Genomic DNA, 24,612 nt, shown 5'->3' with positions numbered 1-24,612 from the left:
CCGGCCACCTTCTCCCCGCAGGCGGGGAGAAGGGACCAAGCCGCGGCGTTTCCTCCCCCTCTCCCCGCTTGGCTAGGGAGAGGGTTGGGGTGAGGGGCAGTCGCCCGCCGCCTCCGCTCTTTCAAAGGCCACGACATGAAGCGCGTCCAGTTCTCGTCGCCCTACCTGCCCTATCTCTTTATCGCGCCGCAGATGGCGATCATCTTCGTTTTCTTCTACTGGCCGTCCGTCCAGGCGATCCAGTCGTCCTTCTATCTCGAGGATCCCTTCGGCTTCGGCTCCACCTTCGTCGGCCTGGCGAACTATTCGGATGCGCTCGGTTCCCCGCAGTACCAGTCGATCGCCCGCTTCACCGTGGTCTTCACCGCGCTCGTCACCTTCCTGTCGCTCGGGATCGGCATGCTGCTCGCCGTCAAGGCGGATGCGGTGCTGAAGGGAAGCGCGACCTACAAGACGCTGCTGATCTGGGTCTACGCCATCGCCCCGCCGGTCGCGGGCCTGATGGGCATGATGTTCTTCGACCAGCATATCGGCCCTCTGGTGAAATTCGCCGCCCTTTTCGGCTGGGACATGAAGGTCGGCCTCAATTACAACGATACCGCCATTGCCATGATCATCGTGTCGGTGTGGAAGCAGATCCCCTACAATTTCATCTTCATCCTCTCGGGGCTCCAGAGCATTCCGGCCTCCGTGCGCGAGGCGGCCGCCATCGACTGCCGCTCCGGCGTCCGGCGCTTCTGGACGATGACGCTGCCGCTGCTCGCGCCCACTGCCTTCTTCCTGCTCATCATCAACATGACCTACGCCCTCTTCGACACCTTCGGCGTCATCGACGTGATGGTGAAGGACAAGGCCGCCAACAACCCGATCACGCTGGTCTACAAGGTTTACATGGACGGCTTCCGCGGCAACGACCTCGGCGGTTCCTCCGCCCAGTCCGTCATCCTGATGATCGTCGTCTTCGTGCTCACCATCTTCCAGTTCCGCTTCATCGAGCGGCGCGTGCACTACAATTGAGAGGCCGCCCGCCATGAACCGTACCCGTCTGTTCGATCATCTCATCCTCATGCTCGGCGTCTTCGTCATGGTCGCGCCCGTGGTGGTCGCCTTCATGACCTCGACGCACGATGCCGCCGACATCCACAGGAACGGCCTCTCCATCACCTGGGGCGGCAATTTCACCGAGACCTACAACACCGTTTTGACGCGCGAAGGCGGCTTTACCGGCGAGATCACCGGTGCGCGCATGATCTGGAATTCGCTGATCCTTGGTGTCGGTTTCGCCGCGGGCAAGATCATTCTGTCCATGCTCGCCGCCTATGCCATCGTCTATTTCCGCTTCAGGCTCGGCACGCTGTTCTTCTGGATGATCTTCACGACGCTGCTGCTGCCGCTCGAAGTGCGCATCGTCCCCTCCTACGAGGTGATGAACAAGCTCTCGCTCACCAACACCTATACCGGTCTCATCGTGCCGCTCCTGGCATCGGCCACCGGCACCTTCTTCTTCCGCCAGTTCTTCAAGTCCGTGCCGGAGGAACTGCTGGAGGCCGCGCGCATCGACGGAGCGGGGCCGATAAAATTCTTCATCGACGTGCTCGTGCCGCTCTCGCGCACCATGATCGCCGCCATCTTCATCATCATGTTCGTCTATGGCTGGAACCAGTATCTCTGGCCGACGCTGATGACCACGGACGAGCGCTTCTTCACGCTGGTGCGTGGCATCAAGCAGATCCTGCTCGTCTGGGTCGGCTCCAACATTCCCGATTACAACGAGGCCTTTGCGCTGGCGATCCTCGCCATGCTGCCGCCGGTCATGATCGTGCTGATCTTCCAGCGGTGGTTCATCAAGGGCCTTACCGAAAGCGACAAATAGGAGGGTCGTCCCATGGCATCGATCGGTATCAAGGGCGTGTCCAAGATCTACAATGGCGGCGTGACCGCCGTCAGCTCCGTCTCGATCGACATCGCCGACGGCGAGTTCATCGTGCTCGTCGGTCCCTCCGGCTGCGGAAAGTCGACGCTCTTGCGCATGGTCGCGGGGCTGGAGACGATCAGCGAGGGTGAAGTGACGATCGGCTCACGCGTCGTCAACGATGTCGATCCGGCCGACCGCGACATTGCCATGGTCTTTCAGAACTATGCGCTCTATCCGCATATGACGGTCTACGAAAACCTTGCCTACGGCCTCAAGAACCGCCGCACGCCGAAGGCCGAGATCGACGCGCGCGTGGCGGAAGCCGCCCGCATGCTCGAACTGCAGCCCTACCTGGAGCGAAAGCCCCGCGCGCTCTCCGGCGGCCAGCGCCAGCGTGTCGCCATGGGCCGCGCCATCGTGCGCAAACCTTCGGCCTTCCTCTTCGACGAGCCGCTCTCCAACCTCGATGCGAAACTGCGCGTCTCCATGCGCGGCGAAATCAAGCGCCTGCAACGCCGCGTCGGCACGACCTCGATCTACGTCACCCACGACCAGCTCGAAGCCATGACGCTGGCGGACCGCCTCGTCGTGCTCTCCGGCGGCAGGATCGAGCAGATCGGCCGGCCGCTCGACGTCTACCACCGCCCGGCGACGACCTTCGTCGCCAGCTTCATCGGTTCGCCGGCCATGAATCTCGTTTCCGGCGAAATCCATGGCAATAAACTCGCCCTCGGCCCGGCCCTCATCGACCTCGGCGCCACGGTCCCGGCACAGGGCACTGTGACCGTCGGCCTGCGTGCCGAGGACCTGCGTCTCCATCCGGGCGGGGAGGGCAGCCTGCCTTTCCGGATCGATTATGTCGAGGAACTGGGCGCCCAGCGTCTTGTACATGGTTTCGTCGGCGACCAGCCGCTCGTCGCCGCGGTCTCCTCGGAAAATCCGCTGCCGGAAACCGCGTCGCTCTCCATCGCACCCTGCCGGCTGCATTTCTTCGACAGTGCCAGCGGTCGGCGGATCGACTGGTCGGGCGAGGAGCGGTCGGAAACCCATGCCGCCGGCATCCCGGCGCTGGAGCCCGCGTCATGATCCGCACGGTCGTCGACAGGTTGACCGCTCCCACTCCGGCGGAGCGTGCGGCGATAGCCGATCTCGAAAAGTCCATTCCGGCGCACGATGCCCGGATGGCGGAGCTTGCCTGCATGAACGCCGTGGAGAAAGGCGGCCGTGCCGAGCGCGCCGAACCGTTGCCCTTTCCCTTCACCGTCGCCGCGTGGAACCTCGAGCGTTGCCTCTTTCCGCTCGAAAGCGCCGAGCATCTCGGCGCGACCGGTGCCGAGATCGTGCTGCTCTCCGAAATGGACGATGGCATGGCCCGCACGCGCCAGCGTCACACCACGGCCGAGGTCGCCGGCGATCTCGGCATGGCCTATCTCTACGGCGTCGAATTCATCGAACTCGGCCTCGGCTCCGACACGGAGCTGGAATTCTGCAAGGATCCGTTCAATCGCCGCGGTCTGCACGGCAACGGCCTCATGGCCACCGTGCCGCTGCACCAGCCTTTCCTGCTGCGGCTGGAAGGAGAACGCCTGTGGTTCATGGGCGAGGTCGACCAGCCGCGTCTTGGTGAGCGCATGGCGATCGGCGCTGTCGTCAACACGGAGGCCGGCCCACTCGTCCTTGCCTCCACGCATTTCGAAAGCGCTACGACGGCCGCCTATCGCGAGCGCCAGATGATCGGCCTGATCGACGCGCTCGACGCCGCTTTCCCGGGCCATCCCGTCCTCATCGGCGGCGACCTCAACACGGGCAACCACGCCGACGGCGATTTCGAGGCCGAGGGGCTTTTTGCCCGTGCGGCCGAACGGGGCTTCATTCGCCATGGCGGCCCGCTGGACGGGGTGACGACACGCCCGAGCCTCATCACGCGCTGGCCCGAGCGGGCGATGAAGCTCGACTGGTTTCTTGCACGCGGCCTCGCCGTCTCGCAGACGCAGATCGTCTCCTCGCTCTGCCCCTCCGGACGCCCGCTTTCCGACCACGACCTCATCACCTGCCAAATCGATGGCTTCGCCTGACCCCGTGCGAGGCCCGTTGCCATCGCGCCGCCCGCACCCTAAATGTGTCGGGCATTCCTGAGGGGACTTTCCATGGCAAAGATCAAGAACGTCGCGGTCCAGATGGACCATGTGTCGACCATCAACATCGCCGGCGATTCCACGTTCGCCATGAGCCTCGAGGCGCAGAACCGCGGCTACAGGCTTTTTCACTATACGCCAGACCGGCTGAGCCTGCGCGACGGCAAGGTCTACGCCACCGCCGAGCCGATGGAATTGCGCGACGTCAAGGGCGACCACTATACGCTCGGTGACCCCGAGCGCATCGACCTCTCGACGATGGATGTGGTGCTGCTGCGCCAGGACCCGCCCTTCGACATGTCCTACATCACCTCGACGCATCTCCTGGAGCGCATCCACCCGAAGACGCTGGTCGTCAACGACCCGGCCTGGGTGCGCAACTCGCCGGAAAAGATCTTCGTTACCGAATTCGCCGACCTCATGCCGGCAACGCTCATCACCCGCGATCCCGCCGAAATCCGCCGTTTCCGTGAAGAGATGGGCGACATGATCCTGAAGCCGCTCTATGGCAATGGCGGCGCCGGCGTCTTCCATTCTACCAAGGACGACCGCAATCTCTCCTCGCTGCTCGAGATGTTCGGCCAGATGTTCCGCGAACCCTTCATCGCCCAGCAGTACCTGCCGGACGTACGCAAGGGCGACAAGCGCATCCTGCTCGTCGATGGCGAGCCGGTCGGAGCCATCAACCGCGTGCCTGCCGAACACGACGCCCGCTCCAACATGCATGCCGGCGGCCGGCCGGAGCCGACGGAGCTGACGGCGCGCGAAAAGGAGATCTGCGCCCGGATCGGCCCGGCGCTGCGCGAGCGCGGCTTCCTCTTCGTCGGCATCGACGTCATCGGCGACTATATGACAGAGATCAACGTGACCTCTCCGACAGGCATCCGGGAGGTGCGGAAGTTCGGCGGCGCAGACATCTCCTCCCTGCTTTGGGACGCCATCGAGAGCAAGCGCTGAGCCGCTTGCCACCCGCGGCAAGGACCGTTGCGGGGCGTTCCGTTCGCGAACGTCCCGCCTTCGTTCCGTCCTTGCAACCGAGTACAACCGGTGCGCGGAAAATTCCCTCACAAGTTCTATAATTGTTCTTGTTTCATTCCGGATTCCATGCCAGATTTGCGCCTGCAACCAGAAGGGGTTGCGGCAATCGTTTTCGGCGAAAACGTGTCGCGGTGCCTTGCGCGAAATGAAGCGCGGCGCGGCGGGAGCGGGCGGGGGCAATCATGGTGGCGCGGGTCGGTACGATTGCATTTCAGGGCATCGAGGGTGTGCCCGTCGATGTGCAGGTCATGGTCGCACCCGGCAAGGTGGGCATGCAGATCGTCGGCCTGCCGGACAAGGCGGTTGCCGAAAGCCGCGAGCGGGTGCAGGCCGCCCTGCACGCGTCGGGCCTCTCGTTGCCGCCGAAGCGCGTGACGGTCAATCTCGCTCCGGCGGATCTGCCGAAGGAAGGCAGCCACTACGACCTTTCCATCGCGCTCGGCCTCATGATGGCGCTCGGTGCCGTGCCGGGGGATGCGCTGGAGGACTACGTCGTCATCGGCGAGCTGAACCTCGATGGCACGATCGCCGCGGTCGCCGGGGCGCTGCCGGCGGCCATGGGGGCGAATGCGCTCGGCAAGGGATTGATCTGCCCCGCGGAAAACGGCGCGGAAGCCGCCTGGGCCGGCGGCGATCTCGACATCCTGGCGCCGCGCAGCCTCATTGCACTCGCCAACCATTTCAAGGGCACGCAGGTCCTGTCCCGGCCGGCGCCCGCCATCCGTACGGCAGCGGCGGGCCTGCCGGATCTTGCCGATATCCGTGGGCAGGAGAGTGCCAAGCGGGCGCTGGAGGTCGCGGCGGCGGGAAACCATAACCTCTTGATGGTCGGCCCGCCGGGCTCGGGAAAATCCATGCTCGCCGCGCGCCTTGCCGCCATCCTGCCGCCGCTCTCGCCGCGCGAGCTGCTGGAGGTCTCGATGATCCATTCCATCGCCGGCCAGCTTTCCGGCGGTCGGCTGTCGGATCGTCGGCCCTTTCGTGCACCGCACCATTCCGCCACCATGGCCGCGCTGGTCGGCGGCGGATCGCGGGCAAGGCCCGGCGAGGTGTCGCTCGCCCATAATGGTGTGCTCTTCCTCGACGAACTGCCGGAATTTTCGCCGCAGGCGCTCGATGCCCTGCGCCAGCCGCTTGAAACGGGGGAGTGCATCATTGCCCGGGCAAACCATCGGGTGAGCTACCCTGCCGCCATGCAGCTCGTCGCGGCGATGAACCCCTGCCGCTGTGGCATGGCGGGTGAACCCGGCCGCAGCTGCGCCCGCGGTCCGCGCTGCATGAGCGACTATCAGGCCCGCATTTCCGGTCCGCTGATGGACCGTATCGACATCCGCATCGACGTGCCGGCCGTTTCGGCGACGGACCTCATCCGCCCCATGGCTGCCGAGGCCAGCGAGACCGTCGCCCGCCGCGTTGCCCGTGCCCGCGCCCTGCAGGTCGATCGTTTTGCCCGGCTCGGTATGGCCTCCGTCACCAGCAATGCGCGTGCTTCGACCGCGCTCGTCGAAAAGGTGGCGGAGCCCGATCCCGGTGGCCTCCAGCTTTTGCGCGATGCCGCGGAAAAGATGCATTTTTCCGCCCGCGGCTATCACCGCATCCTCAAAGTCGCCCGCACGCTCGCCGATCTCGACGAAACGCCCATCGTCGGGCGTATTCACCTTGCGGAGGCAATCTCCTACCGCATTGCGAGCGAACGGCTTTCCGCGGCGGCGTGATCCTGGAGCATTTCCAACCGAAGCGGGATCGTTTCGGCGCCGGGCAATGCGGAAGAAACAAGGAGATAGAGCATTTCCGGTGAACACGGATTTACCGGAAATGCTCCAGCGATGTGGGTGCACCGTAAAACCAAAACCCCTCCAGCCGAAGCGAAATCGCTTCGGTGCCGGCTGGTGTTGAGAACAAGTTATGCAGCCACTCCGGTGAGCCTGATTTCATCGGGATTGTTCTGACGGACGCGTAGACCTCCCGGTCGTCGGTGCCATTCGTCGCGCCGTTGCTGATCAAGTGCCTCCCGCCTTGGGGGCCGAGGATTGTGTCGCGACCCGAGCGGTCCTTGATGTGGAGAGGATCGTGCCAGGTTGATCGGTGGCGGGCGAACGGTGCGCCTGCCGATAGAGGCTCAAACCGGGTCTTTGAAGACGGCTTCGATAGCGTGCCCGTCGGGATCGATCACGAAGGCCGCATAGTAGGCCGGACCGTAGTGGAGCCGAAGGCCGGGCGGGCCGTTGTCGCGTCCGCCGGCGGCAAGGGCGGCCTGATGGAAGGCGTCCACCGCGCTGCGGCTCGGTGCGGCGAAAGCGACGTGAAAGCCCGGTCCCGGCGGGGCGGTGACCATGCCGCGGTCCTTCAGGCAGAGCTTGTCGCCACTGCCCGGCGGCCCGTAGCCGACGGCCTGATCCGGTTCGCCGGGGCGGATATCCGACCACACCCGCCCGTAGCCGAGCGGCGCCAGGGCCGCGTCGTAGAACGCGGCTGCGCGGAGAATGTCGCGAACGCCGAGGGAGAGATGGTGGAGCATGAAGTGCCCGCCGGGAAATGGTGGCGGCCCGCCTTGCGCATGGCGCGACGGGCCGGGAGCCTCAGCCGCCGAGACCTTCGAAGAGCGCGGTGGAAAGGTAGCGCTCGGCAAAGGAGGGGATGATGACGACGATGGTCTTGCCGGCGTTTTCCGGGCGGCTGCCGACCTTGACGGCGGCGGTGAGCGCTGCGCCGGAGGAGATGCCGACCGGTACGCCTTCCAGCCGTGCCACGAGGCGGGCATTTTCGAAGGCCTCGTCGTTCGTGACGGTCACGACCTCGTCATAGATGGACGTATCCAGGACCGCCGGCGCGAAGCCGGCGCCGATGCCCTGGATCTTGTGCGGGCCGGGAGTGCCGCCGGACAGGACCGGGCTGTCTGCCGGCTCGACGGCGACGACCTTGAAACCGGGCTTCCTTGCCTTCAGCACCTGGCCGGTGCCGGTGATCGTGCCGCCCGTGCCGATGCCGGAAACGAGGATATCGACCGCGCCGTCCGTGTCGTTCCAGATCTCTTCGGCGGTCGTCCGGCGATGGATTTCGGGATTGGCCGGGTTCTCGAACTGCTGGGGGATGATCGCGCCGGGAATGGTGGCGGCCAGCTCCTCTGCCTTGGCAATCGCGCCCTTCATGCCCTTCGGGCCTTCGGTCAGCACAAGTTCGGCACCGAGCAGCGCCAGCATCTTGCGCCGCTCGACCGACATGGTCTCCGGCATGGTGAGGATGAGGCGGTAGCCCTTGGCGGCGGCAGCGAAGGCGAGCGCGATCCCCGTATTGCCCGAGGTCGGCTCCACCAGCGTCGAGCTGCCGGGCGTGATCCTGCCATCGGCTTCGAGCGCCTCGATCATCGCCACGCCGATACGGTCCTTTACCGAGGCGATCGGGTTGAAGAATTCGAGTTTTGCAAGAAGGGTGGCCGAAATGCCCTTTTCCTTCGCAAACTTGTCGAGCCGCACGATCGGCGTATCGCCGATCGTCTCGGTGATGGAGGCGTAGATACGGCCGCGGCCGGGTTTGCGGGTGTCGGTCATCGGGTGCTCCCTCGGTTCTCGTTCCGCAGAAGATAGGAGCGAATGGTGCCGGAGACGAGTCCGGATTTCGCGACAAAAGTGCCGAAAGCGGAATAATCCGTTTCCTGCCGGCGCAAAATCGGATGAACCTTCACGCCGCGCGGGTCGCGATGTAAGCGGCGGTCCCGGCGAGAATGCCGGCGGCGACCCGGTTCATCCGCTGCAGCGCCTTCGGCTGCTTCAGGAGAAGCCTCGCGCGCGAGGCAAGGGCGATATAGGGCACCAGCACGACGAGCAGCACCACGAAGGTCGCGGCAAGCAGCATGCCGTAGTCTTCGAGGCCGATCGCCTCGAGATCGATCAGCGTCGGCACCAGCGCGACATAGAAGAGCATGGTCTTCGGGTTGCCGAGCGTCACGAAGAGACCCGAGAGGAACGACATCGTCATGCTGCTCGAGGTCCGCGCCTCGATATCCTGCGGGATGAGGCCGCTCGTCCAGAGCTTCCAGGCGATATAGCCGAGATAGAGCGCGCCTGCGATCTTGATCAGCATGAAGGTCGTGGTGAAGGTCTGGGCGATGAAGGCAAGGCCCAGGATGACCGCCGTCAGATAGATCATGTCGCCGAGGATGAGGCCGAGCCCCATGAAGAAAGTGGGCCGGAACCCCGAGCCGAGCGCCCGCGCGACGATCGCCGTGATGCCGGGACCGGGAATGATGGCAGCGATGAACAAGGCGCCACAATAAGCAAGCAGGACGGCGACGGTCATGACGGAACTCCGAAGGATCCTGTTCTTCTAGCGCACTTCCAGCCCAGGAGCGAAGCGGTTTTGTAGCGCTCTAGACGGAACGGAAAACCGGGCTTTGGAAAACTGCGCTGCACACCTTTCACGCCTCCATGGCGTCTGGGGAGATGGGCACTTGCGGCGGGCTGGAAACGCGCGATATGTCTTGTTCCCGCCATGGAGGATCGTGGATGCCCGACGTCACCAGCCTTGTCGCCTTTGCCCTCATCGCGCTCGGCATGGTGCTGACACCGGGCCCGAACATGATCTATCTCATCTCCCGCTCGATCTGTCAGGGGCCGGCAGCCGGTCTTGTCTCGCTTGGCGGCGTGGCGCTCGGTTTCGTGTTCTACCTCATCTCCGCAGCCCTTGGCATCACCGCGCTTCTGATGGCGGTGCCCTATGCCTATGATGCGCTGCGGTTTGCCGGCGCGCTCTATCTGGCCTGGCTTGCCTGGCAAGTGCTACGTCCCGGCGGGCGCTCCGCCTTCGAGGTGAAGGCGCTGCCGCGAGACAGCAACCGCAAGCTTTTTCTCATGGGCCTTTTGACAAACCTGCTGAACCCGAAGGTCGCGGTGCTCTATCTCTCGCTGCTGCCGCAGTTCATCGACCCGGCGAAGGGCGATGTCTTCCTGCAGGCACTGGTCCTCGGCGGCACGCAGGTCGCCATCAGCATCAGCGTCAATGCACTGATCGCTGTTTCCGCCGGCTCCGTTGCTGCCCTTTTCACGGCTCGTCCGCGCTGGATGCTGGTGCAGCGCTGGCTCATGGGCACCGTGCTCGCGGGGTTTGCGCTGCGCATGGCGATGGATGCGCGCCGCTGATCAGAACTCGGCCATCGGCGGCAGCGCGAAAGGTTGCTCCGGCGAAAGCCCACCCGACCCGCGCAGCATGAGCACCATGTCGTTTTCGTCCGGTAGACCCGCGCCCGCCCAGCCCAGATGATCGGGTGCAAAGTGCACGGTGACACGGGCAGGTGCGGTGTGCAGGCTCGCCAGGATGTCCGCAAGGCTCGGAATGCGCGCGCCGACGACATCGAGGAGATCGACGCCGCCATCCTCGCTCATCTGCCAGGCGATCGCGGTATTGGTCTCTTCCATCAGGTCGAGCCTGAGGTCCGGCATCAGCGCGGCATTGAAGAGGAACATCTCCTTCTGCCGCAGCGGCGCAAAGTGATCGGATACCGGTCGGCGTCCCTCAAGCAGGCGGCCGAGCAGCGTGACATCGGCCTCGCTGCCGATATCGAGCCGTCGAAGCGGCCCGGCCCGGCCGCCTGTCGGCGCCGGTCCTTCGAAACGATGCTGCGCCAGCGCGCGAAAGCCATGGCGGCGGTAGAGATCCGGCGTATCGGTCAGAAGCACGACGGCCTCGAACCCTTCCGCATCGCAGTGCCGTAGCGCCGCTTCCATGACGTCGCGGTAGAGTCCCTTTCCACGGTATTCCGGCCGCACGGCGCCCGATTGCAGGCCCGCGGCGCGCACGAAGGTGCCGTTGACGACAAGCGGCAGGGAAAAGGCGCTGATATTTGCGATGCAGCGGCCTTCGCCGTCGAACCAGGCAAAGGGGATACTGGTCGGGTCCGGTCCGCCGAGCCGGTCTATGACCGTCACGTCGATGTCGAAGACATCCTCAAGCAGACCGGCGAGCGCCCGCCAGGCGGCGCTGTCGCCGAAATAGTCCGAACGGAAGGAAAGGTCTTCGCGGTGGGGCATCGACCTAGCGTACGCCAGTGGAGCCGAAACCGCCGGCTCCGCGTGTCGTCTCGCTCGCCGTCTCCGCCTCGCGCACGGCGACCTGCGTGACCGGGGCGATCACCATCTGCGCGATGCGCATGCCGCGTTCGATGACGAATGGTTCTTCGCCGAGATTGACGAGCAGCACCTTCACCTCGCCGCGATAGTCGCTGTCGATGGTGCCGGGCGTGTTGAGGCAGGTGACGCCGTTCTTGAAGGCAAGGCCGGAGCGGGGGCGGACTTGCCCCTCGTAACCGGACGGGATTTCGAAGACGAAGCCGGTCGGCACCAGGGTGCGCTTGCCGGGCAGCAGTGTCAGCGATTGATCTTCTGCCACGGCGGCACGCAGGTCCATGCCGGCGGCGCCGCCGGTCTCGTAGGCGGGAAGTTCTATGCCCGCGCCATGCGGCAGGCGGAGAAGGCTGAGCATGGGCTGGGTGGAGGCGTGTGCGTTCATCCGCCCATAAGCCGGCCGCAGTCCCACCCCGTCAATTGCATCTTCCCGGCGGAGCCTGTAAAGACCGCGGCAACTCACAGGATATTGCAGAAAATGGCCGAAACCCTTGCAGAGGCGGTCTCCCGCCGCCGCACCTTTGCGATCATCGCGCACCCGGATGCCGGTAAGACCACCCTCACGGAAAAGCTCCTGCTTTTCGGCGGTGCCATCCAGCTCGCCGGCGAAGTGAAGGCGAAGAAGGACCGCATCCAGACCCGTTCGGACTGGATGAAGATCGAGCGTGAACGCGGCATCTCCGTCGTCACCTCGGTGATGACCTTCGAATATGACGGCAACGTCTTCAACATTCTCGATACGCCCGGTCACGAGGACTTCGCCGACGACACCTACCGCACGCTGACGGCGGTGGATGCGGCGGTCATGGTCATCGACGCCGCCAAGGGCATCGAGCCGCGCACGCTGAAGCTGTTCGAGGTCTGCCGCCTGCGCGACATCCCGATCATCACCTTCGTCAACAAGATGGACCGCGAGAGCCGCGACCCCTTCGAAATCCTCGATGAGGTGGAAGAGAAGCTGGCGCTCGACACCGCGCCCATCACCTGGCCGGTCGGCCGCTCGAAGACCTTCTGCGGCTCCTATCACCTGGCCGAGCGCACCTTCCGCGGCTCGGACACGCAGGTGCAGCCGACGAAGATCGACGACCCGGCCGTCGTGGCGAAGAACCTGCCGGAAAACGAGCGGGCCGCCTTCACCGAAGAGCTTGAGCTCGCCCGCGAGGCCTGCCGGCCCTACGACCAGGAGGCCTTCCTCGAAGGCCACATGACGCCGGTCTTCTTCGGCTCGGCGCTGCGGAATTTCGGTGTGCGCGACCTCATCAACGCACTCGGCGCCTTCGCGCCGCCGCCGCGCGATCAGGTGGCGGATGTGCGCAAGGTCCACGCCTCGGAAGACAAGATGACGGCCTTCGTCTTCAAGATCCAGGCGAATATGGACCCGAACCATCGCGACCGCATCGCCTTTGCCCGCGTCTGCTCCGGCATGCTGGAGCGTGGCATGAAGGTGCGCCTTGCCCGCACGGGCAAGACGATCGGCCTTTCCGCCCCGCAGTTCTTCTTCGCCTCGCAGCGCCAGCTGGCCGATACGGCCTATGCCGGCGACGTGGTGGGGATTCCCAACCATGGCACGCTGCGCATCGGCGACACGCTGACGGAAGGCGAGGCGCTGGTCTTCGAAGGCGTGCCGAACTTCGCGCCGGAAATCCTGCGCCGCGTGCGGCTGGAAGACGCGATGAAGGCCAAGAAGCTGAAGGAGGCGCTCCAGCAGATGGCGGAGGAGGGCGTCGTGCAGCTCTTCTCGCCGGAAGACGGCTCGCCCGCCATCGTCGGCGTCGTCGGTGCGCTGCAGCTCGACGTGTTGAAGGAGCGGCTTTCGGCGGAATATGGCCTGCCGGTCTCCTTCGAAATGTCACGCTTTTCCGTCTGCCGCTGGATTTCCTCGGACAGCGCAGCGGAGCTGGACAAGTTCGTCACCCAGCGCCGCGGCGATATCGCCCGCGATCTTGACGGCGACCCGGTCTTCCTGGCGCAGGATGCCTTCTCGCTGCGCTATGAGGCAGAGCGGTATCCGGCAATCAAGATGGTTGCCATCAAGGAATACCACGTCACAAAGGCCTGATTGGGCGGGTTACCTGCCTGCGAATCCATCGGTCGCCTTCTCCCCGCGGATAGGGAGAAGGATGCATGGCGCCGGGGGCAAACGCTCCTGGACGCCACTTTCGGCGTGACAGGCGCCGCGTCATTTGCGAAAACTTGTTTAAGACAGGGGCGTCCGCCGGAAGGCGGGCTGAGAAGCACCCTTTGAACCTGAACCGGATCATGCCGGCGGAGGGAGTCGAACGGGTGCCGCATCGCAGCCACCCCGAGGCCACCCCTGCCGAAAGGAGGCGAGATGGCCGACACAATCGCAAACATTCTCTCGATCGCGGGCTCCGACCCCTCGGGCGGCGCGGGCATACAGGCGGATCTCAAGACGTTTGCCGCGCGCGGTGCTTACGGTATGGCGGCCCTGACGGCCCTGACGGCGCAGAATACGCAAGGCGTTTCCGGCGTGCATCTGGTGCCGCCCGGCTTCGTGGCGGCGCAGATCGCCGCGGTTTTCGTCGATATCCGGGTGGATGCGGTGAAGATCGGCATGATCGCCTCGGCAGAGATCGCCGAAGCCGTGGCCGCTGCCCTCTCGCCGCATCGTGATGTGCCCATCGTGCTCGATCCGGTCATGGTTGCCAAGGGCGGGGCTTCGCTCCTGGCGCAGGAGGCCGTCGCCGCACTGACGCGCCAGCTGCTGCCGCGCGCAAGCGTGCTGACGCCGAACCTGCCGGAGGCGGCCGCCCTCCTGGGCGAGGCGGAGGCCGTGGACCGGGCTGGTATGGAGGACCAGGCAAGGCGGCTGCTTGGCTTCGGGCCGAAGGCGGTGCTGCTGAAGGGCGGTCATCTGCCGGGCAGCGAGAGCCCCGACGTGCTCGCGACGCCAGACCGGCTGCACTGGTTCGAGGGTGTGCGGGTGCTGACACGCAACACGCATGGCACCGGTTGTTCCCTGTCGAGCGCAATCGCAGCCGAACTCGGCAAGGGACTGGCGCTCCCCGATGCCGTGGCGGCGGCCAAGCGCTTCATCGCCGGTGCCGTGCGCATGTCGGATGCGCTGACCGTCGGCTCCGGCCACGGCCCGCTGCATCATTTTCACGCTCTTTAGGACCGGTCGGCAGCCCGCTCAGGCCGTTACCGGTCGGCGAGTGCAAGCCTGAGGCCCATGAGGCCGAGGGCGGCGGCGAAGCTGCGCTGCATCCAGACGATGACCGCCGGCCGGCTCAGCACCTGCCGGCGCAGGCCGGCGGCAAGCGCTCCATAGCCGACGAAGACAAGGAAGGTGAGCGCCATGAAGATGCCGCCGAGGAAGAGCATCTGTCCGGTGGCATCGCCGGAAGTGCCCGCCGGGATGAACTGCGGCAGGAAGGCGAGAAAGAACAGCGAGAGCTTCGGATTGAAGATGTTGGTGAAGATGCCCTTGCGCACGATCCTTGCCGCGCCGCCGACCGGTGCCTGCTCCGGCCCGACATCCAGCGCATTGCTGTCCTTCAGCAGGCTCCAGGCGATGAACAGGAGATAGGCGACGCCGATATAGCGCAGCACCTCGAAGGCGAGCGCACTGGCATGCAGCACGGCGGCGAGGCCAACGACGCTGGCGAGGATATGCGGGATGATGCCGAGCGTGCAGCCGAAGGCGGCCAGAACAGCAGCGCGGAACCCGCCGCTGATGCCGAGCGCCAGCGTATAGATCACGCCGGTGCCGGGCAAAAGGATGACGACGAGCGAAGTAATGAGGAATTCGGAAGTCATGTCTGGTTCCATGCGGCTTGAAAGACGGCAGGGAATACCGGACGGGCGGCGCGGGTCTTGAACGAAATTGCGGGATGCAGGCCGTTCAGGCGCGGGCGGCGAGATAGGTGCCGGGTGTGTAGCCGTAGCGGCGGGGGAAATTGCGCGTCATGTGGCTCTGGTCGGCAAAGCCGGACGCAATCGCTGCCTCGGCGAGCGGCGTGCCGGAAGCAATCAGCCGCCGGGCAAGCTCGGTGCGGCGCTGGAGCAGGTAGGCATGCGGTGTCAGGCCGGTGAGGCGGGCAAAATCGCGCACCAGCCGGAAGCGGCCGAGCCCACACTCGCTGGCAAGGTTTTCCAGCGTCACGGCCGAGGCCGGATCGCCGTCGAGCCGGTCACGGGCACGGCCGATCGCCGCGGGACCGTCCTGCCGCGGCGCCTGTTCGCGCAGCACGGCGGCAAGCAGCAGGAGAAGCTGTTCTTCGCGGCCGAGCGCGCCGGCGCTTGCGTCGAGAAGCAGGGTGAGCAGCCTCGAAACCAGGCCCGCAATGCGCCCGTCCTCCAGCACCGGCGCGTAGAATTCCTCGCGCGGTCGCCCTTCGAAAATATCCTCGGCGGCCGCTTGGACGAGCGCGGGCTGCAGGTAGAGCATGTGCCAGGCACGCGCGGCGCCGCCGATTGGCGCGCCGTCATGCACCTCGCCCGGATTGACGGTAATCGTGTTGCCGGCCGCTGCCTCCACCAGCCCGCGCCCGCTCGCCGATTTCTGCGCACCGCGTTCGATGAGACCGATGCCGTAGGTCTCGTGCGTATGGCGCGCGAAGGTATGTCGGCTGTCGGCAAAGACCGCCTCGATACCGTCGAGGCCCGTTCGCACGATCTGGAAACGCTCCGTCGCCATGGTTCAATCCGTCGCGACGCCGGGAAGCGCCGTCGCTTCTCCGAACCAGTCGAGGGCCGAGCGGCACCAGATCTGGCTTTTCGGGGAAAGCGCGGCGCGCTGGTTGATGCTGCCCCAGCGGATGCCCCACGTTGCAGCATCGGTGCCCGTGCCTGTCGTGAACAGCGGCGAACCGCATTCGGGGCAGAAATACTGCAGGCGCTTGCGGCCGTTCTCGGCCGTCTTCGTGTAGAGTTTCGGCGGATTGCCGGTGAGGCGCAGGGCGTCCTTCGGAAGGCTCGCGGTGACGCGGTAGGGCGAGCCGGTCAGCCGCTGGCAATCCGTGCAATGACAGATGGAGACCGCCTCGGGGTCGATCTCCGCTTCGTAGGTGACGAAGCCGCAATGGCATTGGCCGTCGATCCGCATGGTCTATCCTTCCGCCGCGGGACAGGGCGGAAGGATAGGGTTTCGCGGCCGCGCGTCAATGCGCCGGCTTGACGAAGGTGCCGTTCTGCAGTTCGCGCATCGCCTGCTGCAGCTCCTCGCGCGTGTTCATCACGATCGGACCATGCCAGGCGACGGGCTCCTGGATCGGCTTGCCGGTAACGAGCAGGAAGCGGATGCCCTTCTCGCCAGCCTGAACCGTCACCTCGTCGCCCGTGTCGAAGACCACGAGCGTGCGGTTGCCGGAGAGATCGCGAATGTTCAGCTCCTCGCCCTGGTACTCCTTCTCCACCTTCACGCCGAACGGCTTGGAGGCATCGCGGAAGGTGCCCGAACCGGCGAAGATATAGGCGAAGGCGGAGCGGTAGGTGTCGACGGGCAGCACCTTGCGCTTGCCCGGCGGTACGGAAACGTCAAGATAGACCGGTTCGGCGGCGATGCCGTCAACCGGCCCGCTCCGGCCCCAGAAGCTGCCGCTGATGATGCGCACCGCCGTGCCGTCGTCATCGACGACGACGGGGATGTCGGTGGACTTGATATCCTGGTAGCGCGGCGCGGTCATTTTCAGCGAGGAGGGCAGGTTGGCCCACAGCTGGAAACCGTGCATCTTGCCGGCAAAGTCGCCGCGCGGCATTTCCTGGTGCAGGATGCCGCTGCCGGCAGTCATCCACTGCACGTCGCCGGCACCCATGACGCCGTTGTTGCCGAGACTGTCGCCGTGTTCCACGGTACCGGCCAGCACATAGGTTATGGTCTCGATGCCGCGATGGGGGTGCCAAGGGAAGCCGCGGATGTAGTCCGCAGGGTTGTCGTTGCGGAAATCGTCCATCATCAGGAAGGGATCGGTCATCGAGGGATCACCGAACCCGAAGACGCGGTGCAGCTTGACGCCGGCGCCTTCCATGGTCGGCTGGGCGATGCTTTCGTGCTTGACGGGGCGTATGGACATCGGGAGGTCCTTTCGGTCGGGTTGCTTGCAGCCCTTATACGCCCCGGTCATTGTTCACGAAATCCGGCACCCGGGAAACGGACCGTTCACAAAACGCATGTTCCGCCGGAAACTGCGCCCTTTGCTGCTGTCATCATAATGACACGCATGGTTTCGGCCCGTTTACATTCGTTAACGCAATTTTACCCATTTGCGTTGAAAATCCGGGCAGTGCCATGGTTAATGCGTCGGGTCCATCACCGGTTCGTGCCGGTCTTCGAAAGCGAGAGTAGCGTCATGTGCCGTTGGGCAGCCTATCGTGGAGAGCCGCTTTTCCTTGAGGAACTGGTGTCCTCGCCTGCCCATTCGCTGATCGAGCAATCCCACTGCGCCACCCGTGCCAAGACGGCGACCAATGGCGACGGTTTCGGCATCGCCTGGTATGGCGAGCGCGCGGAGCCCGGCCGCTACCGCGACATCCTGCCCGCCTGGTCGGATTGCAACCTGCGCAGTATTGCCAGCCAGGTGCGCTCGCCGCTGTTCCTTGCCCATGTGCGGGCCGCAACCGGCGGCGGAACGCGGCGCGACAATTGCCATCCCTTTGTCAACGGCATCTGGTCCTTCATGCACAATGGCCAGATCGCCGACTTCGAGCATCTGCGCCGGCCGCTCGAAACCATGCTCGACAACGACCTCTACATGGCCCGCACCGGCTCGACGGATTCCGAGCTGCTCTTCCTGCTCGCCCTGCAGTTCGGCCTTGCCCGCGACCCGCTCGGCGCGATGGCCGAGACGATCGCCTTCGTCGAACGGCTCGCCGCCCATCTGGAGCGCCGCGTGCTCGTGCGCTTCACCGCCGCCTTCACCGATGGCGACCAGCTCTATGCGGTGCGGTATGCGACGGACTACGCCGCGCCGACGCTCTACGCCGCGCCAATGGGTGCGACGGGCGGCTATTGCCTGGTCTCCGAGCCGCTGAACGACGATACGGAAGCCTGGGTGGAAATCCCCGATGGCAGCGCCGTCGTGCTCGGCGAAAACGGCGTCGACGTGCGCATCTTCTCTCCCGCCGGCCGGCCGGCACAGGCGATGGAAGGGCGTCTCGCCCTCGTCAAGTAAGCCGTTCGGCAATCCAGCCGGCAAGGCGACCGGCGACGTCGTCCTTCGAAAGATCCGGCCATTGCTCGACGCCGCCGGCGGTGATCAACTTCACGCTGTTGCGCGTGCCGCCCATGATGCCCGTTTCCGGCGAGACGTCGTTGGCGACGATGAGGTCGGCGCCCTTCTTTTGCAACTTCACGCGGCCGTTGCTCTCGACATCCTGCGTCTCGGCGGCAAAGCCGACGACGACCTTCGGGCGTTTGGCATGATGGCCGACGGTCTTCAGGATATCCGGGTTCTCGGCGAGCATCAGCGGGGGCGGCCCTTCGCCCGGCTGCTTCTTGATCTTCTCGCTGTTCGGTGTTGCCACGCGCCAGTCGGCGACGGCCGCGACCATGACGGCGATATCCGCGGGCAGTACGCCGAGGACCGCCTGCAGCATCTCGTCCGCCCGCTCGACCTTCACCACCTTGACGCCCGGCGGATCGCTGAGCGTGACGGGGCCGGACACCAGCGTCACCTCGGCTCCGAGCCGGGCGAGCGCTGCGGCGATGGCGTGGCCCTGCCGGCCGGAGGAGCGGTTCGCGATGTAGCGCACGGGGTCGATAGGCTCATGGGTCGGCCCGGACGTAACGACGGCCTTGCGGCCGGCCAGCGGCCTTGCGCCGCCATCGAGCAGGCCTTCCACCGCTGCGACGATCTCGAGCGGTTCGGCCATGCGCCCAAGGCCGGCTTCGCCGCCCTCCGCCATCTCGCCGGCATTGGGGCCGACAAAGGCAAGCCCGTCCCCCCGCAGCGTCTCGACATTGCGCCGGGTCGCCGGATGCGACCACATTTTCGGGTTCATGGCAGGAGCCAGCAGCACCGGCCGGTCGGTGGCGAGCAGCACCGTGGAGGCAAGGTCGTCGGCGAGGCCGTTCGCCATCTTCGCCATGAGATCGGCCGTGGCGGGGGCGACGACGATGAGGTCGCAATCGCGCGCCAGCCGGATATGCCCGACATCCTGTTCGTCTTCGCGGGAAAAGAGGTCGGTATAGACATGGCCGGCCGAAAGCGCGCCGACGGCAAGCGGCGTGACGAATTGCTGCGCGCCCGCCGTCATGACCGGACGAACCTCGGCGCCGCGCTCGCGCAGCCGGCGGATCAGGTCGAGGCTCTTGTAGGCGGCGATGCCGCCGGACATGACGAGGAGGATGCGTTTTCCAGCAAGCGACATGGTGGGTCCCAAACAATTCCAGCAAAAGCGCTGAAGCGGTTTTGCGCCCGCAATCGTGTGAAAACAAGACGCTGGAGTGTTTTCGTGCTTCGAAGAAGCGCGGAAACCTCCAGCCGCCTGTAGCGCATGCCCCACGCTCGGAAGGACGACTGCTCCGTCCTGCCCGTTGCGGCAGTGTTTTCAGGTCTTGTCCGGCGGCGGTTCCCCAACCGTGGCCGGCAAGGCGCCTAGTGGCAGACCTTCACCTTCTTGATGACGAGGTTGCCGTAGTAGTCGTATTTCTTGATCTTCTTCCAGAAGCACTTCGGCTTATGGCCGTAGTAGTGCGTGGCAAGCTCGACGGCGCTTGCCGACCGGATCGTCGCGGGGTCCGGCGTCATGCCGGCGAGCGACGGTGCGGCGGAAGCACCAAGGGACATGGCAGTAATGGCGATGGAAACAAGGATCTTGCGCATGGACGGCTCCCCTCTGGCCCTTTGGAGAATACGGTCTTGCAATGCAATATGTCGGTTATTCCGACTTTTCTAAAGTAGCATCTTTCCCGTCCTGCGGGAACAGGCGCGGCGGGCCAAGACAGGGTGATTCAGGTGTCGTCGTTCGGAATGTTCAGCACATGGCCGCAGGCCTTGCAGTGCACGGCATCGGTCTCGTGGCGCGAGAGGCCGCATTGCGGGCAAGGGAAGTTCACCTTGTAGGGCCGCACGATCGCCTGCGCGAGGCGGACGAAGAGCGAAATGCCGATGATCATCGTGACGATGGACGTGAGCTTTCCCAGCGTGCCGGGCAGGGTGATGTCGCCGAAGCCGGTGGTCGTGACGGTCGCGACGGAGAAATAGAGCGCGTCGACGAAGCCTTCGAAACCCTCGGCGCTGTAGAAGAAGTTGCTGTAGACGAAGCCGGTGACGAGGAAGAGGAAGACGAGGAAATTCACGCAGGCCTGGATGACCTCCTCCTTCTCGCCTTGCCCGATGCGGTGAAGCAGCAATGTCACCAGCTTGCTCTGGCTGATCGCCCAGATGCGCAGGACACGCAGGAAGGCGAAATTGTGCAGCTGATTGGGAAAGAGCAGTGTGCCGAGCACGACGATATCCACCCAGGTCATCGGCCGCGTTGCCCAGTAGCGCAGGTTCGGCGCGATCAGCGCCCGTGCGGCAAGCTCGAAGGCGATGATGGCGGCGATGACGTAATCGACGATGATGTAGGCCGGCCCGGTGCGCAGATACGGGCCGGCGATGAAGAAACCGAGGATCACGATATCGACGAAGAGCATGGTGACCTGGAAACGGATCGCCTCCCGGTCGCGGCCGAAATAGAGCCCGCGCAACTGCCGCCGCACCCGTTCGAGAAAGGGCGGCGGTTCGGTTGCGGTCAGAGGTTCGTCAGCCATGCCGAAAGACTAGCGCCCGCCAAAGGCCGGTCAAGCGTCCCGTCAGAACCGCGCCTTCATCGTCGCGAGGAAGGTGCGGCCGGGTCCGGGCAGGCGATCTGCCATCTCGATGTCGTTGTCGAAGATGTTCAGCACGCTGAGGCCGGCCTCCAGGTGCCCGCTCTCCGATTTCCAGGTCAGTGCGACATCCGTCGTCCAGTAGCTGTCGAGCGTGCGGCCACCTGGTGCGCCGTCCTCCTCGTAATATTGCGAGCCGAGCCGCGGACCGACGAAGCTCTGGGCGAGCGTTGCCGTCCAGCGCGCGGGGTGCACATAGGTCAGGCCTGCCTGCGCCACATAGTCGGGCACCAGCGGCACGTCGAAGGAGGGGTCCCAGCCGGTCGTGGTGTCCTTGCTGGTGTTCCAGGTGAAGGAGCCGAAGGCGCCGAGACCGTCGGCGACCCAGTAGTTGGCGCTGATCTGCAGGCGGTCGATCTTGCCCGTGTCCGTCAGGAAGCTCGCCATGAAGTCTTCCGGTGTCAGCGTCAGGCCGTTGAAGCGCAGGTGCTGGTACTCGACCGCGGTGAAGAAGCGCTCGTTCCACTCGGCATCCCAGCGCACCGCCGTCGTCCGCGTCTGCCCGCCCCGGAAAAGCGGCAGCTCCATCGGGGCAAGCCCGACCGTCGTGACGGGCGAAAGCGTATAGTTGCTGGCGAATTGCGTATCCTGCCGATAGTAGGCGCGCAGCCAATGGTTGTCGTTCGGCGCGAAGGCGATGCCGAGCCGGTAGTCGACCGGTCCCCAGCGCGGGCTGTCGCCGTCGAAGCGGGATTGGAACGCGCCTGCCTGGATCTGCAGGCTATCAGAAAGTTCCAGATAGCCGTCGATATAGGCCTGTGTCGTCGAACTGCCGCCGTTGGCGACGCCGAGGTCCTCGATCTCGCCGGTCGTCAGGTTGGTCGAGGTCGCGGAAATCCGGAAATCGCTTTCTGCCGCTTCTATCCCGTAGCGCAGTGTCAGCGGCCCGATGCCCAGAAGATGACCGACGCCATAGGTGAAGATGTCCTCCCGCGACCTTTCATTGATGCGATAGACGACGGGTGGGACAACGCTGTTGTCGGTGGAGCGGGATCGGGTCAGGTCGTCCACCCGGCGGTTGACTGCGAAGGCTTGCACCACGTTGCGCTCGCCGATGACATGGCTCCACGCGACGCCAAGCTCGGTAGCATCCGTCACGCTGTCGTTGAAAGGGGCAGGATTGGAGGTCTGGCCGGGATAACCGACCTCCTGCCGGATCCTGTTGCCGAAGAGGTAGACGCTGTCGGTCAGCGTCGGCTTGATGCCGATGCGGAAAAGCCCGCCCAGAAGGTCGTTCTCGTCGTTCTCCCGGGCGCTCTCCGGTCGGAAGAGGCTACCCTGCAGATAGTAGCTGACCGGCATGGGCGTATAGCTCGTGCCCTGGAGGAGGATGTCGCTCGCCCAGCCGGTATCGGCGCCGTAGCCTGTGAGTGTTCCGCCCAGCGAGGCCTCGAAGAAGTTGCGGGTCTCGAGGCTGTTGCGCTTTTCCTCCGAAGCGATGGACAGGGGGGCGAAGAGCCGGGCCTGAAGTTCTGATGCGATGGAGGACCCGCCGGAGGCGGAACGGTCGAGGCCGGAAAGCGGCGTATTGACGAAGGGGCTGCCGCCACCCGCTGTCGCCTCGTCAATATAGGTCGTGGAGACGAAGGGGTCGTAGGACCGGTCGGCATAGAACTGGCCCCATTCGGTGAGGCCGATATTGTCGAGCGCCACGCCGAGATAGGAGGAGACCTGCCGGTTGGTGTCGTAGCCGGAATAGTAGCCGCCGCGTGCCTGGCGGCGGCGCAACGCCTCGCGGGCGTCGAGGATGGCGTCGTCGGCGCGGAACTCATCGATCGCGATGCCGGCGCGGATCAGCGCGATGCTCGGATTGTCCTTGTCGAAACGATCGGCATTGTCGAGCGCCTGGGCGGTCTCGGCATCGGCGCCGCTCTGGTAGTTGGCGATGGCAAGGCCGATCAGCGCGTCGCCGGCCGTCGGATTGACGGCCGCGGCTTCCTGCAAGACCTTCTCGCCTTCCGCGGTCTCGCCCATGCGCAGCAGATAGCGACCCTTGGCGGCAAGCACGGCGTAGGAGGTGGGGTCGAGTGCTTCGGCGGCGTCGATCGCCGCCTTTGCCGCTGCCATCTGGTCGTTGTCCATCAGGAAACGGGCGTGGTTGGCATGCAGCGCAGCGTTTTCCGGGTTGAGGGCGATGGCGCGCCGATGGGCGGCATTGGCTTCGACGATGGCGTTGCGGTCGCTCTTGAGGATGCCGATCTCGTTCCACACCGCATCGTCGCCGGGGGCGGCCTTCACCGCCCGGTCGAGATCGGCAAGGGCACCGTCGACGTCGCTCGACACGGTGGCACGGAACCGAGCGCTGACAAGCAGGTGGGCAGGATCGTCCGGATCGATCGATCCGGCGCGGTCGAGCGCTGCGCGCACCTCGTCGCGATCGTCGAGTTCATAGGCAAGGCTGGCGCGCATGGCGGGCAGGGTCGCATCCTTGGGGAAACGCTGCTCGGACTTGCGCAGGAACGCGATCGCCTCGACCTCGCCCTGCAGGTTGGCGATGACGGTGGCCTGGGCAAGGGCCTCGCCGGCCGATTTCGGCGTGCGGTTCAGCACGGGGGGACGTGCGCTGGTGTCGGGATCCTCCAGCGAGAGGGCGATCCACGCGCCGTACTGCGCCATGGCGCGCCGTTCGCCGGCAAGATGCGGCATCGCCTTGCGGAACAGCCGGATCGCCGCGTCATATCGCGTGGCCTGGCCCGCGATCATCGCCTCGACCAGGTTGGCGCGGGCTTCCAGCGCGGCGGGAAGCGGGCGCGGCAGGCGGGCAAGGGCGGCTTCGGCTGCGGCCCTGCCGTCATAGGCGAGCGCCGTCTCGGCAAGCTTCAGCCAGTCCTCGCGGCTGCGGCCGGCTTCCGGCGTATCGAGGATGCGTCGCCGCTCGGCGCGGGCTTCGGTGCTTTGCGCACCGCTGATCGGCAGGCTCGAGAAGGTGCCGCGCACCTCGCTGTAGAGCAAGACCTGCTCGCGCTCCTTGAGATTGACGAGGATGTACTTGCGCGGTGCCTCGCCGATCCGCGCCACGGCGCCTTCGCCCTGGCCGACCGTCACCGTGCCCTGCGCATTGGATAGCTCCGCCGTGCCCTCGAGCACGGTCAGCGTCGTGCGGTCGCCCTCGGCGCGCAGCGTCCAGTCCGTGCCGCGAATGGCCGCCGCCGCCGCGGGCGTGTCGACGGTGAGCCCGCTGCCGCCGCGGTCCGCCCGGCCCCAGATCGTGCCGCCTTCGAGATTGAGCAAACTGTCCGAGGCGCCGTCGATCTTGCGCACGCGCAAAACCGTCTCGCGCGCCATGCGCACCAGCGTGTTGTCGGCAAAGCGGATGGCAAGGCTGCCGATGGCATTGGTGCGAAGCGTATCGCCGGCAAGGAGGTCCTGGTTGACCTCGACGCCGCGCCAGTTGTCCACCGCAACGAAACGCACCTCCTCACCGGATTTGCGATCCACGACGGCGCCATCGACGGTTGCGCCGCGCGGCAGAATTTCGGCCGACGCCGGAAAAAAGCCCGCAACGATCGCGAGGGCCGAAACGCCCAGCTTCAACACACGCATGTTTCTTATTCGTCCACCCTCGAAGGCGAC

23 protein-coding genes and 1 riboswitch are annotated in these 24,612 nt (G+C 65.4%); of the genes, 10 read left to right on the top strand and 13 right to left on the bottom strand.

Annotated elements, in window-relative coordinates; all coding sequences use genetic code 11:
• Positions 1 to 135 precede the first annotated feature (135 nt).
• The 6 genes from AKG11_RS01300 to AKG11_RS01275 all read left to right on the top strand — a co-directional run bounded on the left by AKG11_RS01300 (position 136) and on the right by AKG11_RS01275 (position 6,803).
• Entirely contained in the window at positions 136 to 1,017 is an 882-nt protein-coding gene (locus tag AKG11_RS01300; protein WP_050742675.1) for an ABC transporter permease subunit, read from the top strand.
• Positions 1,018 to 1,030: 13 nt separating this feature from the next.
• On the top strand, positions 1,031 to 1,873 hold the full coding sequence (gene ugpE / locus AKG11_RS01295; RefSeq protein ID WP_023514973.1) for a sn-glycerol-3-phosphate ABC transporter permease UgpE: 843 nt from the start codon (positions 1,031 to 1,033) through the stop codon (positions 1,871 to 1,873).
• A 12-nt stretch (positions 1,874 to 1,885) separates the two neighbouring features.
• Positions 1,886 to 3,001, top strand: coding sequence for a sn-glycerol-3-phosphate import ATP-binding protein UgpC (locus tag AKG11_RS01290; RefSeq protein ID WP_050742674.1), 1,116 nt, complete (start codon positions 1,886 to 1,888; stop codon positions 2,999 to 3,001).
• The gene (locus AKG11_RS01285; protein ID WP_050742673.1) at positions 2,998 to 3,990 is read left to right on the top strand and encodes an endonuclease/exonuclease/phosphatase family protein; all 993 of its coding nucleotides are present in this window, start codon (positions 2,998 to 3,000) and stop codon (positions 3,988 to 3,990) included. The genes AKG11_RS01290 and AKG11_RS01285 overlap by 4 nt, the downstream gene beginning before the upstream one ends.
• A 72-nt stretch (positions 3,991 to 4,062) precedes the next feature.
• Positions 4,063 to 5,007 carry a glutathione synthase gene (gene gshB / locus AKG11_RS01280; protein ID WP_050742672.1) on the top strand — a complete coding sequence of 315 codons (945 nt, stop codon included), beginning with the start codon at positions 4,063 to 4,065 and terminating at the stop codon, positions 5,005 to 5,007.
• 263 nt (positions 5,008 to 5,270) lie between these two features.
• Positions 5,271 to 6,803 carry a YifB family Mg chelatase-like AAA ATPase gene (locus AKG11_RS01275; protein ID WP_050742671.1) on the top strand — a complete coding sequence of 511 codons (1,533 nt, stop codon included), beginning with the start codon at positions 5,271 to 5,273 and terminating at the stop codon, positions 6,801 to 6,803.
• 404 nt (positions 6,804 to 7,207) lie between these two features.
• Here AKG11_RS01275 and AKG11_RS01270 read toward each other — a convergent pair whose 3' ends face one another.
• The 3 genes from AKG11_RS01270 to AKG11_RS01260 all read right to left on the bottom strand — a co-directional run bounded on the left by AKG11_RS01270 (position 7,208) and on the right by AKG11_RS01260 (position 9,384).
• Positions 7,208 to 7,606 (bottom strand): VOC family protein, encoded by a 399-nt coding sequence (locus tag AKG11_RS01270; RefSeq protein ID WP_050742670.1) that lies wholly within the window; start codon positions 7,604 to 7,606, stop codon positions 7,208 to 7,210.
• Positions 7,607 to 7,667: 61 nt separating this feature from the next.
• Positions 7,668 to 8,636: a cysteine synthase A gene (gene cysK / locus AKG11_RS01265; protein ID WP_050742669.1), complete on the bottom strand. Its 969-nt coding sequence runs from the start codon at positions 8,634 to 8,636 to the stop codon at positions 7,668 to 7,670.
• A gap of 130 nt (positions 8,637 to 8,766) precedes the next feature.
• Positions 8,767 to 9,384 (bottom strand): LysE family translocator, encoded by a 618-nt coding sequence (locus AKG11_RS01260; RefSeq protein WP_050742668.1) that lies wholly within the window; start codon positions 9,382 to 9,384, stop codon positions 8,767 to 8,769.
• A 206-nt stretch (positions 9,385 to 9,590) separates the two neighbouring features.
• On the opposite strand from AKG11_RS01260, the gene AKG11_RS01255 reads away from it, so the two are divergent.
• A complete protein-coding gene (locus AKG11_RS01255) occupies positions 9,591 to 10,223 on the top strand; it encodes a LysE family translocator (RefSeq protein ID WP_050742667.1) in 633 nt (210 codons plus the stop codon).
• Here the strand turns inward: AKG11_RS01255 and AKG11_RS01250 are convergent, their stop codons facing one another.
• On the bottom strand, positions 10,224 to 11,111 hold the full coding sequence (locus AKG11_RS01250) for a GNAT family N-acetyltransferase (RefSeq protein WP_050742666.1): 888 nt from the start codon (positions 11,109 to 11,111) through the stop codon (positions 10,224 to 10,226). It lies immediately after the preceding gene.
• A 4-nt stretch (positions 11,112 to 11,115) separates the two neighbouring features.
• A complete protein-coding gene (gene dut, locus AKG11_RS01245) occupies positions 11,116 to 11,589 on the bottom strand; it encodes a dUTP diphosphatase (protein ID WP_050742665.1) in 474 nt (157 codons plus the stop codon).
• A 93-nt stretch (positions 11,590 to 11,682) separates the two neighbouring features.
• On the opposite strand from dut, the gene AKG11_RS01240 reads away from it, so the two are divergent.
• Together AKG11_RS01240 and thiD are read left to right on the top strand one after the other, a co-directional pair.
• Positions 11,683 to 13,263 (top strand): peptide chain release factor 3, encoded by a 1,581-nt coding sequence (locus AKG11_RS01240; protein WP_023511945.1) that lies wholly within the window; start codon positions 11,683 to 11,685, stop codon positions 13,261 to 13,263.
• A 135-nt stretch (positions 13,264 to 13,398) separates the two neighbouring features.
• Positions 13,399 to 13,495, top strand: a riboswitch (TPP riboswitch).
• Between the two features lie 41 nt (positions 13,496 to 13,536).
• Entirely contained in the window at positions 13,537 to 14,340 is an 804-nt protein-coding gene (gene thiD, locus AKG11_RS01235; RefSeq protein ID WP_050742664.1) for a bifunctional hydroxymethylpyrimidine kinase/phosphomethylpyrimidine kinase, read from the top strand.
• Positions 14,341 to 14,366: 26 nt separating this feature from the next.
• Here thiD and AKG11_RS01230 read toward each other — a convergent pair whose 3' ends face one another.
• The 4 genes from AKG11_RS01230 to AKG11_RS01215 all read right to left on the bottom strand — a co-directional run bounded on the left by AKG11_RS01230 (position 14,367) and on the right by AKG11_RS01215 (position 17,239).
• On the bottom strand, positions 14,367 to 14,984 hold the full coding sequence (locus tag AKG11_RS01230; protein WP_023511947.1) for a LysE family translocator: 618 nt from the start codon (positions 14,982 to 14,984) through the stop codon (positions 14,367 to 14,369).
• Between the two features lie 85 nt (positions 14,985 to 15,069).
• Positions 15,070 to 15,864: an AraC family transcriptional regulator gene (locus tag AKG11_RS01225; protein ID WP_050742663.1), complete on the bottom strand. Its 795-nt coding sequence runs from the start codon at positions 15,862 to 15,864 to the stop codon at positions 15,070 to 15,072.
• Positions 15,865 to 15,867: 3 nt separating this feature from the next.
• Positions 15,868 to 16,272, bottom strand: coding sequence for a GFA family protein (locus AKG11_RS01220; RefSeq protein WP_050742662.1), 405 nt, complete (start codon positions 16,270 to 16,272; stop codon positions 15,868 to 15,870).
• Positions 16,273 to 16,327: 55 nt separating this feature from the next.
• Positions 16,328 to 17,239, bottom strand: a complete 912-nt coding sequence (locus AKG11_RS01215) for a pirin family protein (protein WP_050742661.1) — start codon at positions 17,237 to 17,239, stop codon at positions 16,328 to 16,330.
• Between the two features lie 276 nt (positions 17,240 to 17,515).
• On the opposite strand from AKG11_RS01215, the gene AKG11_RS01210 reads away from it, so the two are divergent.
• Complete coding sequence (locus tag AKG11_RS01210; protein WP_023516246.1) at positions 17,516 to 18,337, top strand: class II glutamine amidotransferase; 822 nt, start codon at positions 17,516 to 17,518, stop codon at positions 18,335 to 18,337.
• Here AKG11_RS01210 and coaBC read toward each other — a convergent pair.
• The 4 genes from coaBC to AKG11_RS01190 all read right to left on the bottom strand — a co-directional run bounded on the left by coaBC (position 18,330) and on the right by AKG11_RS01190 (position 24,582).
• A complete protein-coding gene (coaBC, locus tag AKG11_RS01205; RefSeq protein WP_050742660.1) occupies positions 18,330 to 19,535 on the bottom strand; it encodes a bifunctional phosphopantothenoylcysteine decarboxylase/phosphopantothenate--cysteine ligase CoaBC in 1,206 nt (401 codons plus the stop codon). The two genes, AKG11_RS01210 and coaBC, sit on opposite strands and share 8 nt — an antisense overlap.
• Before the next feature lie 227 nt (positions 19,536 to 19,762).
• Positions 19,763 to 19,990, bottom strand: coding sequence for a hypothetical protein (locus AKG11_RS01200; RefSeq protein WP_050742659.1), 228 nt, complete (start codon positions 19,988 to 19,990; stop codon positions 19,763 to 19,765).
• A 128-nt stretch (positions 19,991 to 20,118) separates the two neighbouring features.
• Positions 20,119 to 20,922: a potassium channel family protein gene (locus AKG11_RS01195; RefSeq protein ID WP_050742658.1), complete on the bottom strand. Its 804-nt coding sequence runs from the start codon at positions 20,920 to 20,922 to the stop codon at positions 20,119 to 20,121.
• 42 nt (positions 20,923 to 20,964) lie between these two features.
• Positions 20,965 to 24,582 (bottom strand): FecR domain-containing protein, encoded by a 3,618-nt coding sequence (locus AKG11_RS01190; RefSeq protein WP_050742657.1) that lies wholly within the window; start codon positions 24,580 to 24,582, stop codon positions 20,965 to 20,967.
• Positions 24,583 to 24,612 lie beyond the last annotated feature (30 nt).

The sequence above is a fragment of the Shinella sp. SUS2 genome (assembly GCF_001262505.1).
Lineage (GTDB): Bacteria > Pseudomonadota > Alphaproteobacteria > Rhizobiales > Rhizobiaceae > Shinella.
The sequence above is the reverse complement of the archived record's forward strand: the minus strand, read 5'-3'. Positions and strand labels throughout refer to the sequence as shown.

Excerpts from the sequence above, each read along its gene's own strand:
- AKG11_RS01195 (WP_050742658.1), bottom strand. The coding sequence starts at position 20,922 with ATGGCTGACGAACCTCTGACCGCAACCGAACCGCCGCCCTTTCTCGAA.
- ugpE (WP_023514973.1), top strand. The coding sequence starts at position 1,031 with ATGAACCGTACCCGTCTGTTCGATCATCTCATCCTCATGCTCGGCGTC.
- AKG11_RS01200 (WP_050742659.1), bottom strand. The coding sequence starts at position 19,990 with ATGCGCAAGATCCTTGTTTCCATCGCCATTACTGCCATGTCCCTTGGT.
- AKG11_RS01290 (WP_050742674.1), top strand. The coding sequence starts at position 1,886 with ATGGCATCGATCGGTATCAAGGGCGTGTCCAAGATCTACAATGGCGGC.
- AKG11_RS01190 (WP_050742657.1), bottom strand. The coding sequence starts at position 24,582 with ATGCGTGTGTTGAAGCTGGGCGTTTCGGCCCTCGCGATCGTTGCGGGC.
- gshB (WP_050742672.1), top strand. The coding sequence starts at position 4,063 with ATGGCAAAGATCAAGAACGTCGCGGTCCAGATGGACCATGTGTCGACC.
- AKG11_RS01270 (WP_050742670.1), bottom strand. The coding sequence starts at position 7,606 with ATGCTCCACCATCTCTCCCTCGGCGTTCGCGACATTCTCCGCGCAGCC.
- thiD (WP_050742664.1), top strand. The coding sequence starts at position 13,537 with ATGGCCGACACAATCGCAAACATTCTCTCGATCGCGGGCTCCGACCCC.
- AKG11_RS01275 (WP_050742671.1), top strand. The coding sequence starts at position 5,271 with ATGGTGGCGCGGGTCGGTACGATTGCATTTCAGGGCATCGAGGGTGTG.
- AKG11_RS01240 (WP_023511945.1), top strand. The coding sequence starts at position 11,683 with ATGGCCGAAACCCTTGCAGAGGCGGTCTCCCGCCGCCGCACCTTTGCG.
- AKG11_RS01210 (WP_023516246.1), top strand. The coding sequence starts at position 17,516 with ATGTGCCGTTGGGCAGCCTATCGTGGAGAGCCGCTTTTCCTTGAGGAA.
- coaBC (WP_050742660.1), bottom strand. The coding sequence starts at position 19,535 with ATGTCGCTTGCTGGAAAACGCATCCTCCTCGTCATGTCCGGCGGCATC.
- AKG11_RS01250 (WP_050742666.1), bottom strand. The coding sequence starts at position 11,111 with ATGCCCCACCGCGAAGACCTTTCCTTCCGTTCGGACTATTTCGGCGAC.
- AKG11_RS01215 (WP_050742661.1), bottom strand. The coding sequence starts at position 17,239 with ATGTCCATACGCCCCGTCAAGCACGAAAGCATCGCCCAGCCGACCATG.
- AKG11_RS01260 (WP_050742668.1), bottom strand. The coding sequence starts at position 9,384 with ATGACCGTCGCCGTCCTGCTTGCTTATTGTGGCGCCTTGTTCATCGCT.
- AKG11_RS01300 (WP_050742675.1), top strand. The coding sequence starts at position 136 with ATGAAGCGCGTCCAGTTCTCGTCGCCCTACCTGCCCTATCTCTTTATC.
- AKG11_RS01255 (WP_050742667.1), top strand. The coding sequence starts at position 9,591 with ATGCCCGACGTCACCAGCCTTGTCGCCTTTGCCCTCATCGCGCTCGGC.
- AKG11_RS01220 (WP_050742662.1), bottom strand. The coding sequence starts at position 16,272 with ATGCGGATCGACGGCCAATGCCATTGCGGCTTCGTCACCTACGAAGCG.
- AKG11_RS01225 (WP_050742663.1), bottom strand. The coding sequence starts at position 15,864 with ATGGCGACGGAGCGTTTCCAGATCGTGCGAACGGGCCTCGACGGTATC.
- cysK (WP_050742669.1), bottom strand. The coding sequence starts at position 8,636 with ATGACCGACACCCGCAAACCCGGCCGCGGCCGTATCTACGCCTCCATC.
- AKG11_RS01230 (WP_023511947.1), bottom strand. The coding sequence starts at position 14,984 with ATGACTTCCGAATTCCTCATTACTTCGCTCGTCGTCATCCTTTTGCCC.
- dut (WP_050742665.1), bottom strand. The coding sequence starts at position 11,589 with ATGAACGCACACGCCTCCACCCAGCCCATGCTCAGCCTTCTCCGCCTG.
- AKG11_RS01285 (WP_050742673.1), top strand. The coding sequence starts at position 2,998 with ATGATCCGCACGGTCGTCGACAGGTTGACCGCTCCCACTCCGGCGGAG.